The following is a 23,923-nucleotide window of genomic DNA, read 5'->3' on the forward strand; positions in this document are numbered from 1 at the left end:
CACCAGGGCGAGGAATGGTTGCCGGGTCGGTCAGGAGAGGAAGCCGTGGCGGATCAGGGTGACGCGGTACCGGCGTCCCAGGTGTAGGCGTGCAGGCGCAGAGCCAGCTGGATCTCCAGGGAACGCTCCGGGGACTGCCAGTCGGCGCCCAGCAAGTGGCCGATCCTGTCCAGGCGTTGGACCACGGTGTTCACATGGACGTGGAGCGATTCCTTCGCCTTGGACTGGCTCGTCCCGCAGGCGAAGTAGGCCCGCAGGGTGTGGACGAGTTCGGTGCCGCGCTTGGTGTCGTAGTCAAGGACCGGGCCCAGCGTGCGGCGTACGTACGAGTCGAGATTCGTGTCGTTCGTGTCGTCGCCGAGCAGTACGCCGAGGAAGCCGAGGTCGGGCAGGTCCGCGCCCTGGCCCGTGTGGCCGAGCGCGCGCAGGGCGGAGAGACAGCGCAGGGCCTCGGCGTGGGCCTGGGAGAGGGCCTCGGGGCCGGTCGCGGGGCCCGCCGCGCCGACCGTGACCGGGGCTCCCGCGGCCTGGGTGAGTTCGGCGGCGAGGGCGCGGGCCCTGGCGCCGGTGCCGTCGGCCGGGATCACCAGGACCACGTGGTCGTGGTGCAGGCCGGACAGGCCGTGGTGGGCGCGGGCCGCTCGGGCCGCGGACGAGAGCAGGAGCTGGCGGGACGCCGCCTCGCTGTGCGTGACGAACACCGCGTGGGGGAGCGCCAGATCGACGTCCAGACGGCGGGCCCGCGCGGTCAGGCGGCCCGGGGTGCCGGAGAGGGAGAGCAGATCGCCGAGGAGCTCGCCCCGTACGCGGTCCTCCGCCTCGGCCGCCGAGCGGCGAAGGAGCAGGAGCAGCGCCGTGACGACCCCGGCGCGTTCGAAGAGGCGGCGGTCGGCCTCGCCCAGGTCGGCCCGGTCGGTGAGGGCGATGCTGCCCAGGAGCTCCGGGCCCGCGAGGACCGCGCACACCCAGGTGCCGTCGAGAGGGACGGCACGCCCACTGGCGCGCGAGGCGGCGACGGCCTTGGCCGGGGGCGTACGGGGGGCGGCGTCGACTCGGGCGAGCGGGTCGGCCGGGCCGGCGTCCACGCGGGCCAGTTCCGTGCCGTCCGCGTCGTGGATGAGGGTGCCGCCGTGCAGGAGCGCGCCGATCGCGGTGGCGACCTCGGTGAAGTCGCCGCCGCGCAGGACGAGATCGGTCAGGCGGTCGTGCGCGTCCTCGGCCCTGAGCATGGCCTCGCTGTGCGCGCGGATGGTCTGCGACGCCGCGTTCAGGTCGACGAGCGCGGCCCTCGTCTCCTCCATGCGGCGTGCGCTGTCGATGGCGATCGCCGCGTGGTCGGCGAGCGAGGAGAGTAGTGCGCCCTCGTCCGGGGCGAAGGCACGGGCGGTGCGGTCGGCGGCGTACAGGACACCGATGACGTGGGTGCCCTGGCGCAGTGGTACGCCGAGGATGGCGTGCAGGCCTTCCTCGAGTACGGCGCTGTCGATGGGGGTGGTGTGCTGGAAACGGGGATCGACCTCGTAGTCCCCGGTGGCGTACGGACGGGCCGTCTGGGCGACGAGGCCGCCGAGTCCCTCGCCCATGCCAAGGCGCAGATTCTGGAACGCGGCGGAGACCGAGCCGTCCGTCACGCGCATGTAAGTGTCGCCCGCCGCCGGGTCGTTGAGCGAGAGATACGCGACGTCCGTACGAAGGAGCAGCTTCGCCCGGTGCACGATGGCGCGCAGGACGGCGTCCAGGTCGCGCAGCGCCGCGAGGTCGCCCGCCGTGTCGAAGAGCGCGGTGAGCTCGGCCTCCCTGCGCTGGTGCTGATTCAGGGTGCGGCGCACGCGCAGGGCGGTCTGCGTGGCCTCGTCGATCGCCGTGAGCTCGGCGCCGCCCGCTCCTGCGGCGCGGGCCGCCGCGGCAGGACGGGCGAACTGCTCGGCGGGCGCGTCATCGGCGAGCAGGTCGAGCAGCTCGCGCAGGGCGGAAGCGGTAGCGGTAGCCGTACACGCCTGCTCCCGGTGGGCGGCGTCGGGGGAGCTGGACATACGACGGTCGCCTCCGGGAGCGGGGTGCGCGTGCTGGTGATGCGCGTGCTGAGGGTGCGCTTCAGGTTCGGGGCTCGGGTTCAGGTGGAGATTGTCGCTGAGGCTGTGGCCGTCGGGGAATCCTCGGGCGCGGAATGCCGCTCCTGCGCGAGCGAGCGGCCCCGGGTCTCCTTCGCCACGAGCACGGTGAGCGTCGTGATGATCACCGTCACGCAGACGTACAGAGCCACCGGCGTCGCGGACCCGAAGTCCTTGAGCAGCTCGACCGCGATGATCGGCGCGAGCGCGCCGCCGATGATGGACGCGAGCTGTGAGCCCATCGAGGCACCTGAGTAGCGGACCTTCGTGTCGAACATCTCGGAGATGAAGGCGGCCTGCGGCCCGTACATCGCACCGTGGAAGAGCAGCCCGACCGTGACCGCGAGGGTGATCACCGTGAAGGACTTGCTGTCCACGAGCGCGAAGAACGCGAACGCCCACGCCGCCATGCCGACCGACCCGATCAGAGTGACGGGCCTGCGGCCGATGCGGTCCGAGAGGGCGCCCCAGAGGGGGATCGTCACGAAGTGCACGGCGGAGCCGATGAGCACGGCGTTCAGGGCGGTGCTCTTGGGCAGTTCCAGGTGCACGGTGACGTAGACGAGGACGAAGGCCGTGAGGATGTAGTACGAGACGTTCTCGCCGAGCCGGGTGCCGATGGCGGTCAGGACGCCGCGCCAGTTGTGCCGGAAGACCTCGACGACCGGGGCGTCCTGCTTCTCCGCCGCACCGGCCTTGGCTGCCTCGGCCTCCGCCTTCGCCTGTGCCTCCAGGAACAGCGGCGACTCCGAGACCGAGACCCGTATCCACAGGCCGATGATCACGAGCACCCCGGACAGCAGGAACGGGATGCGCCAGCCCCAGGCGAGGAACGCCTCGTCGGACTGGACCGCGGCCAGGAGCGCGAGGACGCCGGTGGCGAGGAGGTTGCCGCCGGGGGCGCCGGCCTGCGGCCAGGAGGCCCAGAAGCCGCGGTTCTTGTCGTCGCCGTGCTCGGAGACGATCAGGACGGCGCCGCCCCACTCGCCGCCGAGCGCGAAGCCCTGGATCAGGCGCAACACCGTGAGCAGGATCGGGGCGCCGACGCCGAGGGTGGCGTGGGTGGGCAGCAGGCCCATCGCGAAGGTGGCGCCGCCCATCATCATCAGGCTCAGCACGAGCAGCTTCTTGCGGCCGATCTTGTCTCCGTAGTGGCCGAAGACGACGCCGCCGAGGGGGCGGGCGGCGAACCCGACGGCGTAGGTGAGGAAGGAGAGGAGGGTGCCGACCAGGGGGTCGCTGTCGGGGAAGAAGAGGGTGTTGAAGACGAGCGCGGCGGCGGACCCGTAGAGGAAGAAGTCGTACCACTCGATGGTGGTGCCGATGAGGCTGGCGCTGATGATGCGGGCGATACCTGGCTTGCCCGGGGTCCTGCCCGGGGTCTTGCCCTGGGCGCGCGGCGTTGCGGCTGCCATGGCGTGATCCGTTTCTCGATGGGGACGGAGGTGCGGCTGGGTGGGGGCGGGGGAGCGGGGTGGGGTCAGCCGGCGGTCCAGCCGCCGTCCAGGGGCAGCGACGCGCCGGTCACGAAGCCGCTGTGCGGGCCGCACAGCCAGAGCGCGGCGGCGGCGATCTCCTCGGGCTCGATGAGGCGCTTGGCCGCGGAACGACGCAGGAGCACGTCGGTGAGTACCTGCTCGGGGGCGATTCCGTGGGCGGCGGCCTGGGCGCTGATCTGGTCCTCGACCAGGGGCGTACGGGTGTAGCCGGGGCAGAGGCAGTTGCTGGTGACGCCGTGCGTCGCGCCTTCCAGGGCGGTGACCTTGCTCAGGCCCTCCAGGGCGTGCTTGGCGGTGACGTAGGCGGACTTGAAGGGGCTTGCGCGCAGGCCGTGCACGCTGGAGATGTTCACGACGCGGCCCCAGCCCTGGGCGTACATGTGGGGCAGCGTCCGGCGCAGCAGGAGGAACGGCGCGGTGACCATCACCTTCTGGATCAGGTCGAACCTCTCCGGGGGGAACTCCTCTATGGCGGCGACGTGTTGGAGCCCCGCGCTGTTGACGAGGATGTCGACGCGGGTGGGCAGGGTCTGCACCGCCGCCGGATCCGCGAGGTCCACGGCGTGAGCCTCGCCGTCGATCTCGCCCGCGACGTCCTTGGCCGCGTCGGCGTGCTGATCCACGACGTGGACGAAGGCACCGGCGTCGGCCAGCGCCACGGCGCAGGCCCGGCCGATGCCGCTCGCGCCACCGGTGACCAGGGCGGTGCGCCCGGTGAGGTCGGGTCCGGCGGGTCGTCCTGCGGGTCCTGCGGGGGCGTCACCGCGGGGAGTGGGGCCGGGAGCGGGGCCGGGAGTGGGGCTCGTCATGGCCGGAAACGTAAGGGCACGCCGGGCGGGGATCCCATGTGTGGGACCCACATAACGGAGGAGCTGGGTGTGTGGATGGGTGCGGCGGTCCGGGTGCGGTCAGGGTGACCCAGGTCACGCTCGACGGCTCAAGACCTGTGCTACCTTGCAAACAGCACGTGTGTACGCCGCCTTCTGCGGCGCCGGTGCCGATCTTCTTTTCTTCCGCCTCTTCGAGGCCCCCGCAGTTCCGAAGCGGCTTCCGTATTTCTCGAAGCTCTTGCTGCAGTTCGTTTCTCCGCCCGTCGTACGGGACGTGAACACACCGTTCCGCCGGGCCCCTCATTCGCATGTCCGCGAAAGGACCCCATCATGAGTACCGCAACCCTCACCCAGAACAAGACCACCAACAACAACACCCGCACCAGCACTTCTACTTCTGCTGTTGCGACCCCCGTCGTAGCCGTCTCCGGCATCCTCGACGTGAGTCACAACGCCAACGGCCATCTCCGTACCGGCGATTGCCTCCCCACCCCGAACGACGTGACCGTCCCCTCCGCGCTCATCCGCCGACTCGGCCTGCGTGCGGGCGACCTGGTCGAGGGCGCCTGCGGCAAGGCCCGCACCCTCACCGGTGTCGACCGGGTCAACGGACACTCCGCCGAAGCCCTGAGCAGGCGCGCACGGTTCGGTGACCTGACCCCGCTGCACCCCCGTGAGCGGCTGAGGCTCGAAACGCCTGGCGTCGGCGGCGGCAGCGTCGCGACCCGGCTCATCGATCTCGTCGCGCCCGTCGGCAAGGGTCAGCGCGGCCTCATCGTCGCGCCGCCGCGCACCGGCAAGACCGTACTGCTCCAGCAGATCGCCGCCGCCGTCAGCGCGAACCACCCCGAGGCGCACCTCATGGTGGTGCTGCTCGACGAACGGCCCGAAGAAGTCACGGACATGAAGCGTTCCGTGCGCGGCGAAGTCCTCGCCTCGACCTTCGACAAGCCCGCCAAGCAGCACATCGCCCTCGCCGAACTCGCCGTCGAGCGCGCCAAGCGGCTCACCGAGGAGGGCAAGGACGTCGTCATGCTCTTCGACTCCCTCACCCGGCTCTGCCGCGCGTACAACAACGCGGCCTCCAGTGGCGGCCGCACCCTCTCCGGAGGTGTCGACGCCGCCGCCATCCAGGGCCCCAAGCGCCTCTTCGGTGCCGCGCGGCTCGCGGAGGAGGGCGGGTCCCTGACCATGCTCGCCACCGTGCTCGTGGAGACCGGATCGCGCGCCGACGACTACTACTTCGAAGAGCTCAAGGGCACCGGCAACATGGAGCTCCGCCTCGACCGCGGCATGGCCGAGCGCCGCGTCTTCCCCGCCGTCGACGTCACCCCGTCCGGCACGCGCCGCGACGAACTCCTGGTGCCCTCCGACGAGTTGACCGCCGTACGCGGGCTGCGGCGAGCCCTGCACGGCAGGGACGCGCAGAGCAACCTGGAGGCGATCCTCGATCGCCTGCGCAAGACCCCGGACAACGCCGCCTTCCTGCGGCAGGTCCAGCAGACAGTGCCCGGCGCTGGCGCCGGCTCCGGCTCCGTCAAGGTCAAGGTCAACGGCGGCTGAGGATGCCTTTACGGACTGATGATGCTTTTACGGGCGCGTGACGTGCACCCGGTACCGGCCCTCCGCGTCGATGTCCGACACCGTGATGCGTACGCCCGTCTTCTTGTCCGTGAAGGTCTGTCCGGGCTCGTAGGTAGCGTCGGAGAGTTCCGCGTGGACGTTCGGCTGGCGCGTGCAGCCGCCGCTGTCCTTCGTGGAGTCGGAGACGCTGATCGGACCCCGGCCCGTGTCGACCTCCGCGTCCACCCGGTAGATCAGGACGCCGGGCTTGCAGATCGCGTCGTCGTTGCCGCCGCGGGTGCGCACCTCGACGGCGTACCCCTTGGTCGTGCTCAGCGGCACGAAGGCGAGCTTGGTGCCGCCGTTCGTCGCGAGCGGGCTCAGCGTGTGCTCGGTGGTGCCCGCGTTCGACGCGCAGCTGATCTGGTCGTCGTCGAGCCAGCCGAGCTTCCACTTGTGCCAGGCGAGCAGGTCGTTGTTGGCGCCCCAGTCCTCGCTCATGATGTCCCAGTGGCCGACCGCGCCGCCGCCCTCCTGCGTGTAGAGGTCGGGCAGGCCGAAGACGTGGCCGTTCTCGTGCGGGAGCACGCGGTAGCCCGTCTCGCTGTAGTTCCCCGAGCCGTCGTCCTGGCGGCTGTAGACGAAGGACGCGTTGGAGACCGGGACGCCGTCCGCGACGGGCGCCTCGGTGTTGCCAGCGAAAGTCACCGACAGGACCGTGTCGAGCGCGGAAGGGCCCGCGTTCGGCGTGATGAGGATGTTCACCAGGTCGTACTCGCGGAAGTCCACGTCAGGGTCCGCCGCGGCCACGATGTCCCGGACCAGCTCGCGGTAGCCCGGATCGAAGGGTGCGCCGCGCTCTATCCCGTACTCCTTGAAGCTCTTGGGCATCCGCAGCCAGTCGGAGATCGGCGACTCGGGGCGGTAGTCGAGACGTCCGTAGGAACTGGTGCGGAACCAGTCCGACGTCTGCGGGAAGAACTCCGCGAGACGGTCGAGCGCGCTGCCCTCACCGGGGGCGTCGGAGAAGTCGACCATGAGGTTCAGGGCCCGGACGGTGCCCGTGGAGCGGGAGTAGCCGGAAGACGTGGGTACGCCCTCCGACATCTGGACGCCCATCGTGCCGCTGATCATGCACGGGCTGAGTGTCGTCGCGCGGGCCAGGGACACGGGGCCCGCTGCCGTGGGGGACTTCTCCATCAGGCGGCCGGTGCTCGCCGACGTGGTGACCGTGAGGGCGAGGACGGCGCAGGTGGCCAGTGCCGCGCCACGTCGGGCTCCGCGTATCTGCCTGCAGGTCGGCTGCTGCATCCATGGGCCTTCCCCTCGCGGCAGCCGCCGGTCCTGGCTGCACCCTTTCGATCACCCTGTGCCGGTGGGTGCGCGGGCGCTCGCTGGGTGCGACCGATCGTGGGTATTTCGCGTACGGAGGTGTGACGCGGGTCACGGGAAGAAAGTCGGGCGGCGGGAAATATCCGGGGAGTCTTTCCCCGTTTAGACCTGAGTCCGAGCGAAACGGGGAGTGATTCCCCGCATCGCGCATCCGAGGCTCCGACACCGTCCGGAGTCCCGACCACAAGCTTGAGGAGAGCCGCCGTGGAGACCGTGACCGCTGAGCAGCGCCGTACGCCCCGCCCGCGGGCCGACGCCCTGCGCAACCGGGAGCGGATCGTCGCCGCCGCACGCGAGATGTTCGTCGAGTTCGGCCCCGATGTGCCGCTCGACGAGGTCGCGCGCCGTGCGGGCGTCGGCAACGCCACGGTCTACCGGCACTTCTCCGACCGTTCCGAACTGGTCCACCAGGTCGTCCTGCTCGTCACCGACCGCGTCTCGGCACACGCCGAGGAAGCGATCGCGGCGGCAGACGCCGACGCGAGTGCCGCGTTCGACGCCCTGCGCCGGTTCGTACATGCCTCCGCCGACGAGCGCATCGGTGCCCTGTGCCCGATCCTCCAGGCGGCCTTCGACCCTGATCACCCGGATCTGGTCGACGCCCGTGAGCGGCTCGAAGCCGTTATCGGCGGGCTCATGCACAGGGCGCGCGCGGCCGGGCAGCTGCGCACCGACATCGCCGTCGGGGACCTGATGGTCGCTCTCTCCCAGCTCACGAGGCCGCTGCCCGGCACGGCGTGCCCGAACATGGACCGCTTCGTCCACCGGCACCTACAGCTGTTCCTCGACGGCCTGATGGCGCCGGCCCGCTCCGAGCTGCCCGGTGAGGCGGCGACCTTGGAGGGCCTTCGCGAGCGCTGAGTCCCGGCTGAGTCCCGACTGACCTCGCTTCTCTTCTCGCTCGACTTCTCGCTCGACTTCTCTTCTCACGTTTCTTCTCACGCTCGACTTAGCAGTACGCAAGCCGCCGGGGGCGGCATGCGTCGCTTTTCCGTCACTTGTTCACCACTCGTACCGCTAGGTGGCTACTCCCATGTCAGAAACAGATCCGAGGCGCTGGAAAGCGCTGATCTTCATCGCGCTCGCGCAGCTGATGGTCGTGCTCGACGCGACCATCGTGAACATCGCGCTGCCCTCCGCCCAGACGGACCTGGGCATCTCGGACGGCAACCGCCAGTGGGTCATCACGGCCTACGCCCTGGCCTTCGGTGGTCTGCTGCTCTTCGGTGGTCGCATATCCGACCTCTGGGGCCGCAAGCGCACCTTCGTTACCGGCCTGATCGGTTTCGCCGCTGCCTCCGCGCTCGGCGGCGCCGCGACCGGCGAGGCCATGATGCTGGGCGCCCGCGCCCTTCAGGGTGTGTTCGGCGCGCTGCTCGCGCCCGCCGCCCTCTCGCTGCTCGCCGTGATGTTCACCGATGCCAAGGAGCGCGCCAAGGCGTTCGGCATCTACGGTGCGATCGCCGGTGGCGGTGGCGCCGTCGGCCTCATCCTCGGCGGCTTCCTCACCGAGTACCTGAACTGGCGCTGGACGTTCTTCGTGAACATCCCCTTCGCCGCCGTCGCCGCACTGGGCGCGTACTTCGTCATCCGTGAGCCGGCCGGTGGCCGCAACCGCTCGCCGCTCGACATCCCGGGCGTGGTCCTTTCCACCCTCGGTCTCGTCGCCCTGGTCTACGGCTTCACGCGGGCCGAGTCCGAGGGCTGGTCGGACTCCGTGACCATCGGCATGTTCGTCGCATCGGCCGCTCTGCTCGCCGCGTTCGTCCTCACGGAGTCCAAGGTCAAGTCGCCGCTGCTTCCGCTGCGCGTCCTGACCGAGCGCAACCGTGGCGGCGTCTACATGTCGCTCGGCCTCGCGATCATCGCGATGTTCGGCCTGTTCCTGTTCCTCACGTACTACCTGCAGATCGTCCAGGGCTTCTCGCCGGTCAAGACCGGCTTCGCGTTCCTGCCGATGATCGTCGGCATGATCACGGGCTCCACGCAGATCGGCGCCCGCCTGATGACCCGCGTTCCGCCGCGGCTGCTCATGGGTCCCGGCTTCCTGCTCGCCGCCGGCGGCATGCTGTTCCTGACGCAGCTTGAGGTCAACACCTCGTACGCCGCTGTGATCCTGCCCGGACAGCTGCTGCTCGGCCTCGGTATGGGTACGGCGTTCATGCCCGCCATGTCGCTCGCCACGCACGGTGTCGAGGCGCGTGACTCCGGTGTCGCCTCCGCGATGGTCAACACCTCGCAGCAGGTCGGCGGCGCCATCGGCACCGCTCTCCTGAACACCATCGCCGCCTCCGCCACCACCGCGTACATCACTTCGCACGCGGCGGGTGCGAGGACTCCGGCGGCGCAGAAGCTGCTCCAGGCGGAGGCCATGGTCGAGGGCTACACCAGCGCGATCTGGTGGGCCGTCGGCATCCTGGTGGCCGCATCGGCGATCGCCTTCACGCTCATCAACACCGGTGCCCAGGGCGGCGCTCCCGCCGCCTCGGGTGACACCGACGGTGTGGTGGAGGACGAGGTGCGGATCCCGGTGGTCGCGCACTGACCCCCGCTTTCTGACAGGGAGGCGAGGCTCAGCGGAGCCAGGGCAGGTCCGCCCCCGCCTCCTTCGGCTGAAGTCCCTCGGCGACGATCATCATGATCTCGCCGAGGGACTTCTGCTGTTCCGGGGTGAGCCGGTCGAAGAGCGCCTGGCGTACGGCGGTGACATGGCCCGGCGCGGTCCGGCGCAGGACGTCGTACCCGTCCTCGGTGAGGATCGCGAACTGGCCGCGCTTGTCGGAGGGACAGTCCTCGCGGCGCACCCACCCGTTCTTCTCCAGGCGCGCGATGGCGTGCGAGAGGCGGGACCGGGTGATCTTGGAGTTTTTGGCGAGTTCCGTCATGCGCAGCCGCCGCCGCGGGGCGACGGAGAGCTGGACGATGAGTCCGTAGTAGATGTGAGGCATGCCCGCGTCGCGTTGCAACTGGCGATCGAGGTGATCCTCCAGGAGCGTGGTGGCCTGCAAGTACGCAAGCCAGGTGCGCTGTTCCTCGTCGTTGAGCCAGCGCGGTTCCCCGTCGGGGACGTCGAGGACGTCGGGAACGTCAGGGGAAGAAGTGGGTGCCGTGTCCATGTACTCCACTGTACGCAGCCCTTTCTTGAAAGTTAAACAATGCAGGAGTAGGGTCGTCGTCGAGTGGAAGCTTGAGAGTTAAAGTAAATAGTTCCTCGCCCGTTCTCACTCGTTCTCACCCGTTCCTCGCCCGCTCTTCGCACGTTCTCGGTTCTCGGAGGCGCCGTCATGACCGCAACCCAGGAGCGCATGCCCGCCCTGTACCTCAGCCACGGCGCACCGCCGCTCGCCGACGACGACCTCTGGCCGGACCAGCTCCGCGCCTGGTCCGCGGAGCTGCCGCGCCCCAAGGCCATCCTCATGGTCTCCGCCCACTGGGAGGAGGCCCCGCTCGCGCTCGGCGCGACACGGACAGCGCCACTGGTCTACGACTTCTGGGGCTTCCCCGAGCACTACTACCAGGTGACGTACGCCGCTCCCGGCGCCCCTCAACTGGCTGATTCCGTACGGAAACTGCTGCGCGGGGCCGGTACGCCGGTGCAGGACATCCCGGATCGCGGGCTCGACCACGGAGCGTACGTCCCTCTCGTCGAGATGTATCCAGGCGCGGACATCCCCGTTCTCCAGATCTCCCTGCCGACCCTCGACCCGCGGCGCCTGATGGACATCGGACGCAAGCTGGCGCCGCTGCGGGACGAGGGCGTGCTGATCGTCGGCAGCGGCTTCTTCACGCACAACCTGGCGGCACTGCGGCAGGGCGGTACGCCGTCGTGGTCGGTGGAGTTCGACGCGTGGGGGCACGAGGCGCTCGACGCGGGCGATGTGGACGGACTCCTCGACTTCCGGCACAAGTCTCCGGCGGGCGAGCTCGCGCATCCGCGTACGGAGCACTTCGCGCCCCTGTTCGTGACGCTGGGGGCCGCCGAGGCCTCGGGGGATCTGGGCGGGCAGCGGCAGCGGAGCGTGATCGACGGGTTCTGGATGGGGCTTGCCAAGAGGTCGGTGCAGTTCGGCTGACCTGTGTGCTGTGTGGCAGGTCCGCGCTAGGTCAGCGGCTCGCTGATCTCGATCGCGCGCAGGGCCGCCGTCAGGGCCTGCTCGTCGCCCACGTCGAGCGCCGTGTCGGTGAACTTGATGACGTGCTCGTCGCCGTGCGCGAGGGCCCGCTCGAAGACCTCCTCGGGGGCGAAGGTGCCGGGTGCGGTGTACGCGACCGGGGCGTCAGGGGCGTACATCGAGGTCACGGCGGCCGATGCCGTCCAGGCCGCGTGCAGGCTCGGCGCCCACAAGGTGCGGGGCAGTGCGGGCAGGGCGCGCAGAACGGCGTTGGGCGCGGTCGACGCGTGCACCAGCATGGTCTCCTCGCCGTGGCCGTGGGTGGCGTACCGGTGAGTGGCCGCGCGCACCAGCTCGGTGAGCCTGCGGTGCGCCTCGTCGGGGTCGGTCACGTCGGCGGCCCACGTGGGGAGGCCCGCGACCCGGCCGAGCCTGGCGGGGAAGCTGCCGCTGTCCCTGTCGGGGATGGGCTCGACGGCGTCGAGGGCGGCGGCTGCGGTGCCAGTACTTACTGTCAGGAGTGCGATGCCGGTGGTGGGGTGGTGGCGGGCGGCCCAGTAGCCGAGGCCGTGGGCGAGCTCGGTGCGGCGGGGCTGGGTCTCCTCCCCGCGCAGGAGGGTGCGCACCGCGTGGCCCACCCGGATCACCGGGTGCGTCGAGCCGCCGTACATGCCGGGCAGCAGGCGGGGCCACCACGCGGCGAGGACGTCACGCCACGGACGTTCGCCGCTCTCGCCGCTCCCTCCGATCTCTCTTTCGAAATATGCGATCCAGTCCGCCGCGCGGCGCGGATCACCGAGGGCGGCGCGCCAGTTGTCGCCGGTGATTGACTCGATCGCGCTCGGGTACTCCTCCAGCCTCGGCGCGTACAGCTCAAGCCAGCGGTGGATCCCGCCGGTCAGGCCGTGCGCGGCGAGCGCCTCGACGGCCATCGGCGCGTGGTTGGTGAGCCGCCCCAGCCGCTCGGGGCCCGAGGCGTGCAGGCGCTGCAGGGCCTCGTCGAGGGTGCCGGTGGTGTCGGCGGTGGTGTCGGCTGTGGCGTCCATGGGGGGACGGTAGGCGGGGCGCGAGCGGGGCGTAACGGCCTTGCGGACTAGGTCAGGACCTAGGACGGCGCCTGCGGGACCTAGGTCCCGCTTGGCGGCTGAGGGCCGAGGGGACGCTCGTACCAGGCGACGTCCCAGTAGCGGCCGAACTTCCGGCCGACCTCGCGGTACGTGCCGACGTGCCGGAAGCCGAAGCGTTCGTGGAGGCGGCGCGACGCGTCGTTCGGCTGGGCGATCCCGGCGTAGGCGCGGTGCAGGTCCTCACCCTCCAGGGCCTCGAAGAGCGTCTTGTAGAGCAGGGTGCCGATGCCACGGCCCGCGGCATCCGGTGCGCAGTAGACGCTGACTTCCACAGAGGTGGCGTACGCGGGCTTCGTTCGGAAAGGACTACTGGTGGCGTATCCGAGGATCAGTCCGGGACTCGGGCGGCTGGAATCCCGCTCCTGGGCAACCAATAGGCGGTGGGGGCCGTCTTCAGGATGGGAGAGCAGCCAAGGGCGGCGCTCTTCTGGCAGGAAGACGGCTGTGTCGAACGTGATCGCCGTCTCACGTACATAGTGGTTGTAGATATCGGTCAGAGCCCCGAGATCGGCCTCCGTGCCCGGCCTGACCTGCACCTCTGTACGTTCCGACGGCATCTGGCCTCCCCATGTGGCGGCACAGGGTACTGCAACGCCAGGAAAATAGGTGCGCGGCTTGGGAATTCTGTCCGGATTCCAGTCGTTGTTTCCATCGGAAGCAGGGCACCCGCGAGGGTGTGGTTTCCACCACAGAGGCCCGTGAAAAGGGCCGACCAGGACCTCCACACGCAAGGGAGCACGCATGGCAACCCGTGCCGTCGCCCGTCGTAAGTCCGCCTCCACCGGCGAGACCGACGCGGCACGCAGTGTTCGCGCCGTAGGCGGGGAGATCGCCGACCGCGACCTGGTCGGCATGTACCTCGACGAGATCGCGCGTACGCCGCTTCTCGACGCCGCCAAGGAAGTCGAGCTGTCCCAGATCATCGAGGCCGGTGTGTACGCCCGGAAGATAATCGACGGCGAGATCGAGGACTCCGTCTCCGGCGCCGCCGCGTCCCGCGAGGAGCTGGAGGCGCTGGTCGCCGACGGCGAGCGGGCGAAGGACGTCTTCATCCGGTCGAACCTGAGGCTCGTCGTCGCTGTGGCCCGCCGCTACCCGAGGAGCGGTCTGCCCCTCCTCGACCTGATCCAGGAGGGGAACGCGGGCCTGGTGCGCGCGGTCGAGAAGTTCGACTACGCCAAGGGTTTCAAGTTCTCCACGTACGCCACGTGGTGGATCCGCCAGGCCATCACGCGCTCCATAGCCGACCAGTCGCGCACCATCCGTCTCCCCGTCCACCTGGTGGAGGAGCTGGGGCGGATCCGCCGGGTCATGCGCGAGTTCAACCGGAAGAACGGGCGCGACCCCGAGCCGGAAGAGGTCGCCGCGGAGCTCGACTCCACGCCGGCGCGTGTGGTCGACGTCCTGGACTGGGCGCGTGACCCGGTCTCGCTGAACATGGGCGTGGACGACAGCGGGGACACGCAATTCGGTGACCTGCTCGAGGACACCTCCGCGGTCTCGCCCGAGCAGTCCGTCCTGACCCTGCTGCGCAGCGAGGAACTGGACGACCTGATCGGCCGCCTCGACCAGCGCACGGCTTCCATCATCAAGATGCGGTACGGCATCGAGGACGGCCGCGAGCGGACCCTCACCGAGGTCGGCAAGCAGCATGGGCTTACGCGGGAGCGGATCCGTCAGATCGAGAAGCATGCGTTGCTCGAGCTGAAGAAGATGGCTCGGGACACGGGGTTCGACGCGGCGGCCTAGGCGGCCCGCCTCGACCCCGCCCACTGACTGAGCCCCGGTGCCATCCCCCCCCCGGCACCGGGGCTCATTTCTGTTCTCTTGCGGTGGGGTGGGGGGCACTTCCCGCGCTCCGCGCGGAGGTCTCCCGCCCACCCGCCCGATTACCCCGGGTAACGGGTGGTGTGTGGGTGGGAGACCTCCGCGCGAAGCGCGGGAAAGTGTTCCCGCTCCACCGGCCCGCGGTCCTACTCCGGGGGCGAAGACGCCCGCGTCAAGCGGGAGCCCAGGCCCCGCAGGGACGCCACAAGCTCAGGCGGCTCGTGGGCCACGAAATCGCAGCCGGTCATGGCCAGGCGGACGGCCAGCCAGTCGACGGCGTCCGTCACCGTCGAGCGGAGGCGACACGTGGAGTCCGTAAGAGGCTCAGGCGTGCCGAGCGCCGAAGGGAACGCCCCCGCGACGGCCTCCGCGGAGGCAGCGAACGTCACGTCGATCGCGTACGAAGGCTGCCCCCGCCACATGGACCGGCGGATGTACTCCGCGGCATCCCCCGTGGGCAGCTCGCGCGGCACGAAGCGGGCGCCGGTGGCGAAGGGGGACGACACCCGGTCCACCCGGAACGTGCGCCAGTCGTCGCGGTCGATGTCGTACGCGACCAGATACCAGCGCCGCCCCGTCGACACCAGACGGTGCGGCTCCGTCAGACGCCGGGACTCCGTACCGTCGCCGGAGCGGTACGCGAAGCGCAGACGCTCCTGGCCCGCCGCCGCGGACGCCATCACCGTGAGCGTCTCGGGCGCGATACTGGCACCGTCCCCGCTGGTCAGCGGCGTCGTGGCGATCTGGAGCGCCTGGACGCGATGACGTAGCCGCGAGGGCAGCACCTGCTCGAGCTTCGCCAGGGCCCGCACCGACGCCTCCTCCACCCCCTCCACCGCGTGCCCCGCCCCCGCCCGCAGACCCACGGCGATCGCCACCGCCTCCTCGTCGTCCAGGACGAGCGGCGGCATCGCCTTCCCCGCGACCAGGCGATACCCACCCGTCGCCCCCTGACTCGCCTGCACCGGATAGCCGAGGTCCCGCAGCCGGTCGATGTCGCGCCGCACGGTACGGCGGCTGACGCCGAGCCGGTCGGACAGCTCCCCGCCCGGCCACTCGCGCGGGGTCTGGAGGAGCGAGAGGAGTTGCAGCAGCCGCGCAGGGGTGTCCGTACCGCCGGACCTTTCCGAAGCTGTGCCCGAGGTCGTACCCGAAGCTGTGCCCGAAGCCGTGCCCGAAGTCGAAGTCATGTCGTCCAGGATGCCGCGCATCTAGGACACGTACTGGCCTATATGGCTTCTAGTCTCCACTCATGACTTACAGCAGCCCTGCCACAGCACCGACCGGAACGGCGGCAGCCGCCGCCGACCGGCGCCGCTGGTTCGCCCTCGCCATCGTGATGACCGCGGCCTTCATGGACCTCGTCGACGTCACCATCGTCAACATCGCGATCCCTTCCATCCAGCGGGACGCCGGCGCCTCGTACAGCCAGATCCAGTGGATCACCGCGGGGTACGCGCTCGCGTTCGCGGCCGGACTGATCACCGGCGGGCGGCTCGGCGACATCCACGGGCGCAAGCGGATGTTCCTCATAGGGATCGGCGGCTTCACGCTCGCCTCCGCGCTCTGCGGGTTCGCCGCGAACCCGGAGATGCTGGTCGCGTCGCGCATTCTGCAGGGCGGCATGGCCGCGATGATGGTGCCGCAGGTCCTGTCGATCGTGCACGCCACCTTCCCCGCGCACGAGCGGGGCAAGGTCTTCGGGCTCTTCGGGATGATCGTGGGGCTCGGCGCGGTCTCGGGACCGCTGCTCGGCGCGCTCCTCACCCAGTGGAACATCTTCGGTCTCGAGTGGCGGCCGATCTTCCTGATCAACCTGCCCGTCGGTATCGCGGGACTGATCCTGGGGCGCAAGTTCATCACCGAGTCCAAGGCGCCGAAGGCACTCAAGCTCGACCTCGTCGGCGTCGTCCTCGTCACGCTCGGCCTGCTGATGGTGCTCTACCCGCTCACCCGTGGGCAGGAGTTGGACTGGCCGCTGTGGGGCTACGCCATGATGGCGGGCGGCCTCGTCGTCTTCGGCGCGCTCATCGCGTACGAGAAGGCGAAGGCGGCCAAGGACGGTTCGCCGCTGGTGGAGCTGTCCCTGTTCAAGGTGAAGAGCTTCGCGGCGGGCATCGCGGTGCAGACCGTGTTCGGTGTCTCGATGGGCATCTTCTTCCTGGTCTGGACCCTGTACATGCAGGAGGGGCTCGGCTGGAGCGCGCTGCGTGCGGGCACGACCGGGGTGCCGTTCTCGATCGCGGTATCGGCGGCGGCCGGTATGTCCGTGCAGAAGCTCGTGCCGCGCTTCGGGCGCAAGGTGCTGCAGGGCGGCGCGCTCATCATGGCCACGGGGGTGCTGCTCTACATCTGGGAGGCCGACCGGTACGGCAAGGACATCGCGTCCTGGCAGATGGCGCTGCCGCTGGTCGTGATGGGCGCCGGTATGGGGTTCATCGTCGCGCCTCTGACGGACGCCATCCTCTCCGACGTGCCGCGTGAGCACTCGGGGTCCGCGTCCGGTCTCCTGAACACCGTGCAGCAGATGGGCACGGCGCTCGGACTCGGCCTGGTCTCCGTGGTGTTCTTCGGCGCGATCGACGAGAAGGCCGCGCGGAGCCAGGTGCCCATGGAGATCGTGGGCGCGTTCCAGAACTCGCTGTGGTGGGTCGTCGGCGTGCTCGCCGTCATCTTCCTGCTGATGTTCGCCCTGCCGGGCAAGCCGCGTCAGCACGTCGAGGGTGGTGAGGGCGAGGGCGGCGGCAGCGAGGACGTGTCCGCCGGGTCGCCGTCCGGTGAACTCCCCGAGCGTGAGCCCGCGCTGACCTCCTGAGCCGACCTCCTGAGAGGTGTGCGCGGGGCGCGTCCCGGGTGGAGCCTAGAGCTCCGCCCGGGCCGCTTTCGCGTCGAGGGACTTGAGTACGGCACCGGGGTCGCCGCCCTTGGTGACAGCGGCCCCGATCTCCTCGCGGATGGCCGTCCGGACCGTGGGCCACGAGCGCAGGCCGACCGGCTGGAACTGGGCCTGCGGCATCTGGTCGATGAACTTCCACAGCGGACGCTGTGCCGCGTCAGCGCGCAGAGCCGACGACGCGGAGCTGGTCACCGGGAGCGCGGCCTGGCCGCCGCCGTACGCCTTCGCCGACTTGCGGCCGTAGAGATAGCTGAGGAACTTGCCGCAGGCGTCGCTGTGGCCGTTCTGCTTGAACGCCATGAGCCAGTCGCTCAGGCCCACCGGCGCAACCGCCCCGCCTCGGCGCGTGGGGAACGCGGCGTGCGCGTAAGGGAACTTGACCTTGTCGGCGGCGCCCATGAGTACCGGGTGAGCGATCAGCATCCCGATGCCGCCGCGCATGAACTGCTCGTACGCGGCCGTCCTGTTGAGCCCCGCCGGGTCGGCGCCCGCGAGCCCCTTCGCCACAAGTTCGTCCCGCAGCCAGGTCAGCGTCCGGACGTTGCTCGCGGTGTGGAAGTCGTAGCCGGTGGCCAGGGCCGCGTAGCCGCCTTCGTCCGCGAGCATCCAGGACAGGGCCTCGTCCTCGGCGGCCTCGGGGCCCAGTTGCAGCCCGTACGGCGTCTTCACTCCGATCCCCTTCAATGCCTGCGCCGCCGATCGCAGCTCGTCCCAGGAGGTGGGGGCGCCGCTGATGCCGGCCTGCTTGAAGAGGGCCGTGTTGTAGAAGAGGCGTGGGGTGCTTGCGAGGAAGGGGATGCCGTACTGGACGTGCTTGACCGAGCCCGCCTCGGCGTACGAGCGGGTGAAGTCGGCCTCGGTGCGGATGTCGAAGAGGTCGGACGCGCCGTAGAGCTGGTCGTCCTCGGCGTAGGGGGCGAAGACGTTCGACTGGGCGATGTCGGGGGCGCTGCCGTCCTTCACCCGGCGGGCGAGGGTCCGGTCGAGCTTGTCGAAGGGGACGCGTTCCAGGGCGATCTTGACGGCGGGGTGCGCCTTCTCGAAGGCGGTGACCAAGCCGTCCCACTGGTCGCCGATGGAGGAGCCGACGCTTTTGTCGTAGCTGGCGACGAGGAGTTTGAGGGTGGTGGTGTCGTCGCTGCCGGATGCGCAGGCGGTGAGCCCGAGGCCGAGGGCGGAGGCGCCGGTGAGACCGGCCGAGTTGGTCAGGAACTGTCGACGACGCACCGGGCTTGCCACCTTCTTGGACGTACTTGATCTCACCGTATTGATGTGGTGGCAGATTCTGTCACACAGGCAGAATGTGCCTAGACATCTGAGTGGTCGGTCCTCCTGTCCGTCCGCTGGCATAACCTGCCTCGCATGCCCGCAAGTTCACTCAACTCGCCCGATTCGCCTGATTCACTCGGCTCGCCTGATTCGCTCGGCTCGCTCACCGAGCGCCGCAAGGCGGAGACGCGCCTGGACATCGCCCGTACCGCGGCCGCGCTCTTCGTCGAGGACGGGCTGCGGGCCACCCGCGCCGAGGACATCGCCCGCGCGGCGGGCGTCGCGCCCCGCACCTTCTACCGCTACTTCGCGACGAAGGAGGAGGCCGTCGCCCCGCTCTTCGCCGCCGGCGCGCAGCAGTGGGCCGAGGCGGTACGGGCCGCCCCCGCGGGTCTCTCCGTGCGGGACGCGCTGCGGCATGCGGCGGCGCGGGCGCTGGTCCCGGACAGCGACGCCGCGCCGGGGGTCGCCATCGGGGACGCGGAGGCGCTGGAGTGGGTGCGGGCGCTGCTGCGGATGGCGGGGGAGAGTGCCGCTCTCCGCGCGGTGTGGTCGGACGCCTGTCACGCCTCCGAGGAGACGCTGATCTCTGTGCTGGCCGAGCGGGAGGGGCGCGGGGTGCTGCGGGCGCGGGCGCAGGTGCCTTCGCTGGAGCTGCGGCTCGTGGCGGGGGTCGCCAGTGCGGCGGTGCGGGTGGCGGTGGAGACGTGGGCGTCTAGCGACGCCCCGGCCGGGGGTGCGGGCGGGCCTGCGGCCCTGGCGGAACGCTGCATCGAGGCCCTGGAGGGCTTTCGCTGGCCGTAGGCGGGTGTGGGGGTGCGGGTCCTGCGGTGCGGGTTCGTCTTGGGGGCGGGGCCGCGCCGGTATGTCCGTCCTCGCTATCCGCTACTGGTCGTTGCCCGCTTCGGTGGGGGGAGTGCTGTGTGCCGTGCTCCGGGCAGACATACCGGCACGTCCCCTCACGTGCGTTGCCGACTGCGGGTGCGTCGCGCCTTGCTTGCCGAGTCTGCCGACGTCGATTCGCTCAGCCCCCCGCCGGTGCGGATCGCTCGGCTCTGCTGCTCTAGGTATTCCCCGGCCCGCCCCGGCTCGTGGCACCCGTGCTGTCCCGCCCGCCCGTGCCGATCAATCCACCCGCCCACCCCTTGGCGACGCGGGGCAATCGGGCGGGTGGGAGTGGTCCCTTCGCGGGCAACCCTTGTGCCTCGTACTCCCAGGGCGAAAGTCCGTTTGTGTCTGCCGTGCGTCCGGACGTGTTTACTTTGCGGAAATACGGTCGTAGTCTCGGAGGTAATCCACAAGCTCGGGCATCAGGCGGAGGCAAACGGACATGTACGCACCGGAGCGCCAGCAGGAGATCCTGCGGCTCGCGCGCGACGGCGGACGGGTCGACGTGCTGTCGCTGGCCGAGGAGTTCAAGGTCACCGCCGAGACCATCCGGCGTGACCTCAAGGCCCTGGACCGCGCGGGCCTCGTACGCCGGGTGCACGGCGGTGCCATACCGGCCGGACGCCTCGACTTCGAGCCCGACCTCGCGGAGCGAGAGGGAACGGCGGCCGACGAGAAGGACCGCATCGCGCACGCCGCCCTCGCCGAGCTGCCGGCCGAAGGCAGCGTCATCCTCGACGCGGGCTCGACGGTCGCCCGCCTCGCCGCCTCCCTCCCGCTGGAAGCGACCTTCACCGTCGTCACCCACGGCCTCCCCACCGCCGCCCGCCTCGCCGACCACCCCGGCATCCAGCTCCACCTCATCGGGGGCCGCGTCCGAAGCCGTACGCGCGCCGCCGTCGACGCGTGGGCGCTGCGGGCGTACGGGGAGATCCGCGCGGACGTCCTCTTCGTCGCCGCGAACGGCTTCTCCGCGGAAGCGGGCCTGACCACCCCCGACCTCGCCGAAGCGGCCGTCAAGCGCGCGGCGATCGGCGCGGCCCGCCGCGTGGTGCTCCTCGCGGACTCCACCAAGCACGGGCAGGAGCACTTCGCGCGCTTCGGCGGTCTCGACGATGTAGACCTGCTGATCACCGACACCGGGCTCAGCCCCGAGGACGCCGCGGCGATCGAAGGCGGCGGCACGGAGGTGATCCGGGCATGAGCGGCACGGACGAGAACGTGGACAGCAGCAGCAACAGCCATACGCAGGTCGGCAACGAAACGGTACGTACGCGCATGATCCTCACCGTCACCCCCAACCCCTCCCTCGACCGCACCTACGAGGTCCCCTCGCTGGACCGCGGCGAGGTCATACGGGCCACCGGCGACCGGATGGACCCGGGCGGCAAGGGCGTCAACGTATCGAGGGCGGTCGCAGCCGCAGGCGCGGAGACGCTCGCCGTGCTGCCCCTCGGCGGCGCGCCCGGCGCGCTCGTCAACCAGCTCCTCGACGAGCAGGGCATCAAGGTCGCGCCGGTGTGGGTCGCGGGCCAGACCCGCTCGAACATCGCGGTGGCCGAACCGGACGGCACTCTCACCAAGATCAACGCGACGGGGCCCGAACTGACGTCGGTCGAGGCCGAGCTGCTCCTCTCCGCCGTGCGGGAGCGGTCCGCCGGAGCCGACTGGATCGCCTGCTGCGGCAGCCTTCCGCGTGGGCTCGGCCCTTCCTGGTACGCCGATCTCGTGGCCCGCGCGCACGCGGCAGGCGCCCGTATCGCCCTGGACACCTCGGGCCCGGCACTGCTCGCGGCGCTCGCCGAGCGACCCGACGTAGTCAAGCCGAACGCGGAGGAGCTCGCCGAAGCGGTGGGCCGCCCCCTGGCGACGGTCGGCGACGCGGTCAAGGCGGCGGAAGAGCTGCGGGAGCTGGGCGCGCGGGCCGTGCTCGCAAGCCTCGGCGCGGACGGACAGTTGCTCGTGGACGACTCGGGTGCGTACTTCGCCAGCGCACCGGTCGACGCCGTACGCAGCAACGTAGGCGCCGGTGACTCATCCCTGGCCGGTTTCCTCATCGCGGGCGGCACAGGACCCAAGGCCCTCGCATCGGCGGTGGCGCACGGCGCTGCAGCGGTGCAACTTCCCGGCAGCGCGATGCCGACCCCGTCCGACCTCGCGCCCGACGCGGTCACGGTCACGTCGGAGGTCCCCCTGGACCGCGTACTGACGGAGCCGGTGTCATGACTCCCCACCCCTGCGACCCCCGCAAGGTTTTCAGCTCAACCCCCGTCCCCACCCCCGCCCTCCGGGCCATACGCGTGCGAAGGAGCCCGCGATGAGCGAGATGATCACCGCGGAACTGGTCGACCTCGAAATCGACCGGTCCGCCGGAAACAAGGAAGCGGCGGCCCGTGCCCTCGCCGAGCGCATGGTGTCCCTGGGCCGGGTGACCGACCTGGACGGATTCCTCGCCGACGTGGCGGCCCGCGAGGCGCAGATGCCCACCGGGCTCGACGGCGGCATCGGCATCCCGCACTGCCGCAGCGCCCACGTCACCGAGCCGACCCTCGCCTTCGGCCGCTCGGCCGACGGCATCGACTTCGGGGCGCCGGACGGACCCGCCGACCTGATCTTCCTGATCGCCGCTCCGGCCGGTGCCGACGACGCCCACCTGACGATCCTGTCCTCCCTCGCGCGGCAGTTGATGGACGAGGAGTTCACGAGCGCGCTGCGGGCAGCTGAGGACGCGGCGACGGCTGCGGCTCTGATCGCAGGGGAGCCCGCTGCTCGTAGCGCGGCGGAAGAACCCACCGACCCGCAGTCGGCAGACGACCCGGCCCCGGCGGAGCCGTTCCGCATCGTGGCGGTCACCTCCTGCCCCACGGGCATCGCGCACACCTACATGGCAGCCGAGTCCCTGGAGAACGCCGCCCGCGAGGCAGGCGTAGAGCTGACGGTGGAGACCCAGGGCTCCGCGGGCTTCACCCGCCTCGACCCGGCGGTCATCGCCGCCGCGGACGGCGTCGTCTTCGCGCACGACGTCCCCGTACGGGAGAAGGACCGTTTCGCCGGTAAGCCCACCGTCGACGTCGGCGTGAAGGCGGGCATCAGCAGGCCCGCCGAGCTCATCGCGGAGGTCAGGGCGAAGGCGGCCCGTGGCGAGACCACCGCGGACGTCGGCCCGAGCCCCGTCGACAACGCTGGTGACAGCGGCGACGGCTACGGCACCAAGCTGCGCAAGTGGCTCATGTCCGGCGTCAGTTACATGGTCCCGTTCGTCGCGGCGGGCGGCCTCCTCATCGCGCTCGGCTTCGCCATCGGCGGCTGGAAGATCGACAAGGCGCCGTCCGTCGCCGAGCACTTCGTGTGGACGGACACCACCAGCTGGGCCGCGCTCCTCTTCCAGATCGGCGGGCTCGCCTTCGCCTTCCTGGTGCCGGTCCTCGCGGGCTACATCGCGTACGGAATGGCCGACCGGCCAGGACTCGTCCCCGGATTCGTCGGCGGTTCTGTCGCCGTCACCATCAACGCGGGCTTCCTCGGCGGTCTCGCGGCGGGCCTGATCGCGGGCGCGGTCGTCATGGGCATCCAGCGCGTGAAGATCCCCACCGTGCTTCGCGGGATCATGCCCGTGGTCGTGATCCCGCTGATCTCGTCGGCGGTCGTCGGCTTCCTGATGTTCCTCGTCATCGGAAAGCCCATCGCCTCGCTGCAGAGCGCGCTCACGGACTGGCTCGAGGGCCTCTCCGGCGCCAACGCCATCATCCTGGGCGTCATCCTCGGCCTGATGATGTGCTTCGACCTCGGCGGTCCGCTGAACAAGGTCGCGTACGCCTTCGCCGTCGGCGGCCTCGCCAACCCGACCGAGGGCAGCCTCAAGGTCATGGCCGCAGTGATGGCGGCCGGCATGGTCCCGCCGCTCGCCATGGCCCTCGCCACCACGGTCCGCGGCCGGCTCTTCACCAAGACCGAGCGCGAGAACGGCAAGGCGGCCTGGTTCCTCGGCGCCTCCTTCATCACGGAGGGCGCGATCCCGTTCGCCGCGGCCGACCCGCTGCGGGTGATCCCCGCCTCGATGGCGGGCGGCGCCGTCACCGGCGCCCTGTCGATGACCTTCGGCTGCACGCTGCGGGCTCCGCACGGCGGCATCTTCGTGGTGCCGCTCATCGGGCAGCCGCTGCTCTACCTCGTGGCGATCCTTGCCGGTGTCGGCGTCTCGACCGTGTCGGTCATCCTGCTCAAGGGCACCCGGAAGCAGGCCCCTTCGGAGAGCGGCGCCACGGCTGAGGAAGCTGTGACGGAGGAGCGCGTACCGGCGGCTGTCTGAGCTGCTGACTGGGCTCTTATCTGGGCTTCTGTCTGAGCTCTGACTGTTCGGCCCCTATGAGGGGGGTTGTGCGACATGCGTCACTTCGGGACGTAAGTCC

19 protein-coding genes are annotated in these 23,923 nt (G+C 70.5%); 10 read left to right on the forward strand and 9 right to left on the reverse strand.

The genetic code is table 11. The features are described from left to right. Window positions 1-53: 53 nt before the first annotated feature. The 3 genes from ACWFRJ_RS21230 to ACWFRJ_RS21240 all read right to left on the reverse strand — a co-directional run bounded on the left by ACWFRJ_RS21230 (window position 54) and on the right by ACWFRJ_RS21240 (window position 4,419). Window positions 54-2,033 (reverse strand): helix-turn-helix domain-containing protein, encoded by a 1,980-nt coding sequence (locus ACWFRJ_RS21230; protein WP_453532885.1) that lies wholly within the window; start codon window positions 2,031-2,033, stop codon window positions 54-56. An 80-nt stretch (window positions 2,034-2,113) separates the two neighbouring features. Then, complete coding sequence (locus ACWFRJ_RS21235) at window positions 2,114-3,526, reverse strand: MFS transporter (protein ID WP_453532888.1); 1,413 nt, start codon at window positions 3,524-3,526, stop codon at window positions 2,114-2,116. 65 nt (window positions 3,527-3,591) lie between these two features. Next, window positions 3,592-4,419 (reverse strand): 3-hydroxybutyrate dehydrogenase, encoded by an 828-nt coding sequence (locus ACWFRJ_RS21240; RefSeq protein ID WP_453532891.1) that lies wholly within the window; start codon window positions 4,417-4,419, stop codon window positions 3,592-3,594. A gap of 351 nt (window positions 4,420-4,770) precedes the next feature. Between ACWFRJ_RS21240 and rho the strand changes: the two genes are divergently transcribed. After that, window positions 4,771-6,003 (forward strand): transcription termination factor Rho, encoded by a 1,233-nt coding sequence (gene rho / locus ACWFRJ_RS21245; protein WP_453532894.1) that lies wholly within the window; start codon window positions 4,771-4,773, stop codon window positions 6,001-6,003. 27 nt (window positions 6,004-6,030) lie between these two features. Here rho and ACWFRJ_RS21250 read toward each other — a convergent pair whose 3' ends face one another. Continuing rightward, window positions 6,031-7,314, reverse strand: coding sequence for a M6 family metalloprotease domain-containing protein (locus ACWFRJ_RS21250; RefSeq protein WP_453532897.1), 1,284 nt, complete (start codon window positions 7,312-7,314; stop codon window positions 6,031-6,033). A 285-nt stretch (window positions 7,315-7,599) separates the two neighbouring features. Between ACWFRJ_RS21250 and ACWFRJ_RS21255 the strand changes: the two genes are divergently transcribed. Both ACWFRJ_RS21255 and ACWFRJ_RS21260 read left to right on the forward strand, forming a co-directional pair. Further along, complete coding sequence (locus ACWFRJ_RS21255; protein ID WP_453532900.1) at window positions 7,600-8,256, forward strand: TetR/AcrR family transcriptional regulator; 657 nt, start codon at window positions 7,600-7,602, stop codon at window positions 8,254-8,256. 172 nt (window positions 8,257-8,428) lie between these two features. After that, the gene (locus ACWFRJ_RS21260) at window positions 8,429-9,940 is read left to right on the forward strand and encodes an MFS transporter (RefSeq protein WP_453532903.1); all 1,512 of its coding nucleotides are present in this window, start codon (window positions 8,429-8,431) and stop codon (window positions 9,938-9,940) included. 28 nt (window positions 9,941-9,968) lie between these two features. On the opposite strand, the gene ACWFRJ_RS21265 is transcribed toward ACWFRJ_RS21260, so the two are convergent. Then, entirely contained in the window at window positions 9,969-10,520 is a 552-nt protein-coding gene (locus ACWFRJ_RS21265) for a MarR family winged helix-turn-helix transcriptional regulator (RefSeq protein WP_453532906.1), read from the reverse strand. Window positions 10,521-10,679: 159 nt separating this feature from the next. Between ACWFRJ_RS21265 and ACWFRJ_RS21270 the strand changes: the two genes are divergently transcribed. After that, window positions 10,680-11,468 carry a dioxygenase family protein gene (locus tag ACWFRJ_RS21270; protein WP_453532908.1) on the forward strand — a complete coding sequence of 263 codons (789 nt, stop codon included), beginning with the start codon at window positions 10,680-10,682 and terminating at the stop codon, window positions 11,466-11,468. A gap of 26 nt (window positions 11,469-11,494) precedes the next feature. Here the strand turns inward: ACWFRJ_RS21270 and ACWFRJ_RS21275 are convergent, their stop codons facing one another. Both ACWFRJ_RS21275 and ACWFRJ_RS21280 read right to left on the reverse strand, forming a co-directional pair. After that, on the reverse strand, window positions 11,495-12,553 hold the full coding sequence (locus ACWFRJ_RS21275; RefSeq protein WP_453532911.1) for a questin oxidase family protein: 1,059 nt from the start codon (window positions 12,551-12,553) through the stop codon (window positions 11,495-11,497). Window positions 12,554-12,633: 80 nt separating this feature from the next. Next, window positions 12,634-13,191 carry an N-acetyltransferase family protein gene (locus ACWFRJ_RS21280; RefSeq protein WP_453532914.1) on the reverse strand — a complete coding sequence of 186 codons (558 nt, stop codon included), beginning with the start codon at window positions 13,189-13,191 and terminating at the stop codon, window positions 12,634-12,636. A gap of 184 nt (window positions 13,192-13,375) precedes the next feature. Between ACWFRJ_RS21280 and ACWFRJ_RS21285 the strand changes: the two genes are divergently transcribed. Then, the gene (locus ACWFRJ_RS21285; protein ID WP_453532917.1) at window positions 13,376-14,383 is read left to right on the forward strand and encodes a sigma-70 family RNA polymerase sigma factor; all 1,008 of its coding nucleotides are present in this window, start codon (window positions 13,376-13,378) and stop codon (window positions 14,381-14,383) included. Between the two features lie 224 nt (window positions 14,384-14,607). Here the strand turns inward: ACWFRJ_RS21285 and ACWFRJ_RS21290 are convergent, their stop codons facing one another. Beyond that, window positions 14,608-15,651, reverse strand: coding sequence for a helix-turn-helix transcriptional regulator (locus ACWFRJ_RS21290; RefSeq protein ID WP_453532920.1), 1,044 nt, complete (start codon window positions 15,649-15,651; stop codon window positions 14,608-14,610). A 62-nt stretch (window positions 15,652-15,713) separates the two neighbouring features. Between ACWFRJ_RS21290 and ACWFRJ_RS21295 the strand changes: the two genes are divergently transcribed. Next, a complete protein-coding gene (locus ACWFRJ_RS21295) occupies window positions 15,714-17,276 on the forward strand; it encodes an MFS transporter (RefSeq protein ID WP_453532923.1) in 1,563 nt (520 codons plus the stop codon). Window positions 17,277-17,321: 45 nt separating this feature from the next. On the opposite strand, the gene ACWFRJ_RS21300 is transcribed toward ACWFRJ_RS21295, so the two are convergent. Continuing rightward, the gene (locus tag ACWFRJ_RS21300) at window positions 17,322-18,584 is read right to left on the reverse strand and encodes an extracellular solute-binding protein (RefSeq protein WP_453532925.1); all 1,263 of its coding nucleotides are present in this window, start codon (window positions 18,582-18,584) and stop codon (window positions 17,322-17,324) included. A gap of 135 nt (window positions 18,585-18,719) precedes the next feature. On the opposite strand from ACWFRJ_RS21300, the gene ACWFRJ_RS21305 reads away from it, so the two are divergent. From ACWFRJ_RS21305 to ACWFRJ_RS21320, 4 genes are all read left to right on the forward strand, one after another. Beyond that, window positions 18,720-19,430, forward strand: a complete 711-nt coding sequence (locus ACWFRJ_RS21305; RefSeq protein WP_453532928.1) for a TetR/AcrR family transcriptional regulator — start codon at window positions 18,720-18,722, stop codon at window positions 19,428-19,430. A gap of 526 nt (window positions 19,431-19,956) precedes the next feature. Continuing rightward, entirely contained in the window at window positions 19,957-20,718 is a 762-nt protein-coding gene (locus tag ACWFRJ_RS21310) for a DeoR/GlpR family DNA-binding transcription regulator (protein ID WP_453532931.1), read from the forward strand. A gap of 74 nt (window positions 20,719-20,792) precedes the next feature. Continuing rightward, window positions 20,793-21,740: a 1-phosphofructokinase gene (gene pfkB / locus ACWFRJ_RS21315; RefSeq protein WP_453533521.1), complete on the forward strand. Its 948-nt coding sequence runs from the start codon at window positions 20,793-20,795 to the stop codon at window positions 21,738-21,740. Window positions 21,741-21,831: 91 nt separating this feature from the next. Then, on the forward strand, window positions 21,832-23,823 hold the full coding sequence (locus ACWFRJ_RS21320) for a PTS fructose transporter subunit IIABC (protein WP_453532934.1): 1,992 nt from the start codon (window positions 21,832-21,834) through the stop codon (window positions 23,821-23,823). The last annotated feature ends 100 nt before the right edge of the window (window positions 23,824-23,923 follow it).

This window comes from Streptomyces sp. NPDC055239, assembly GCF_053606205.1.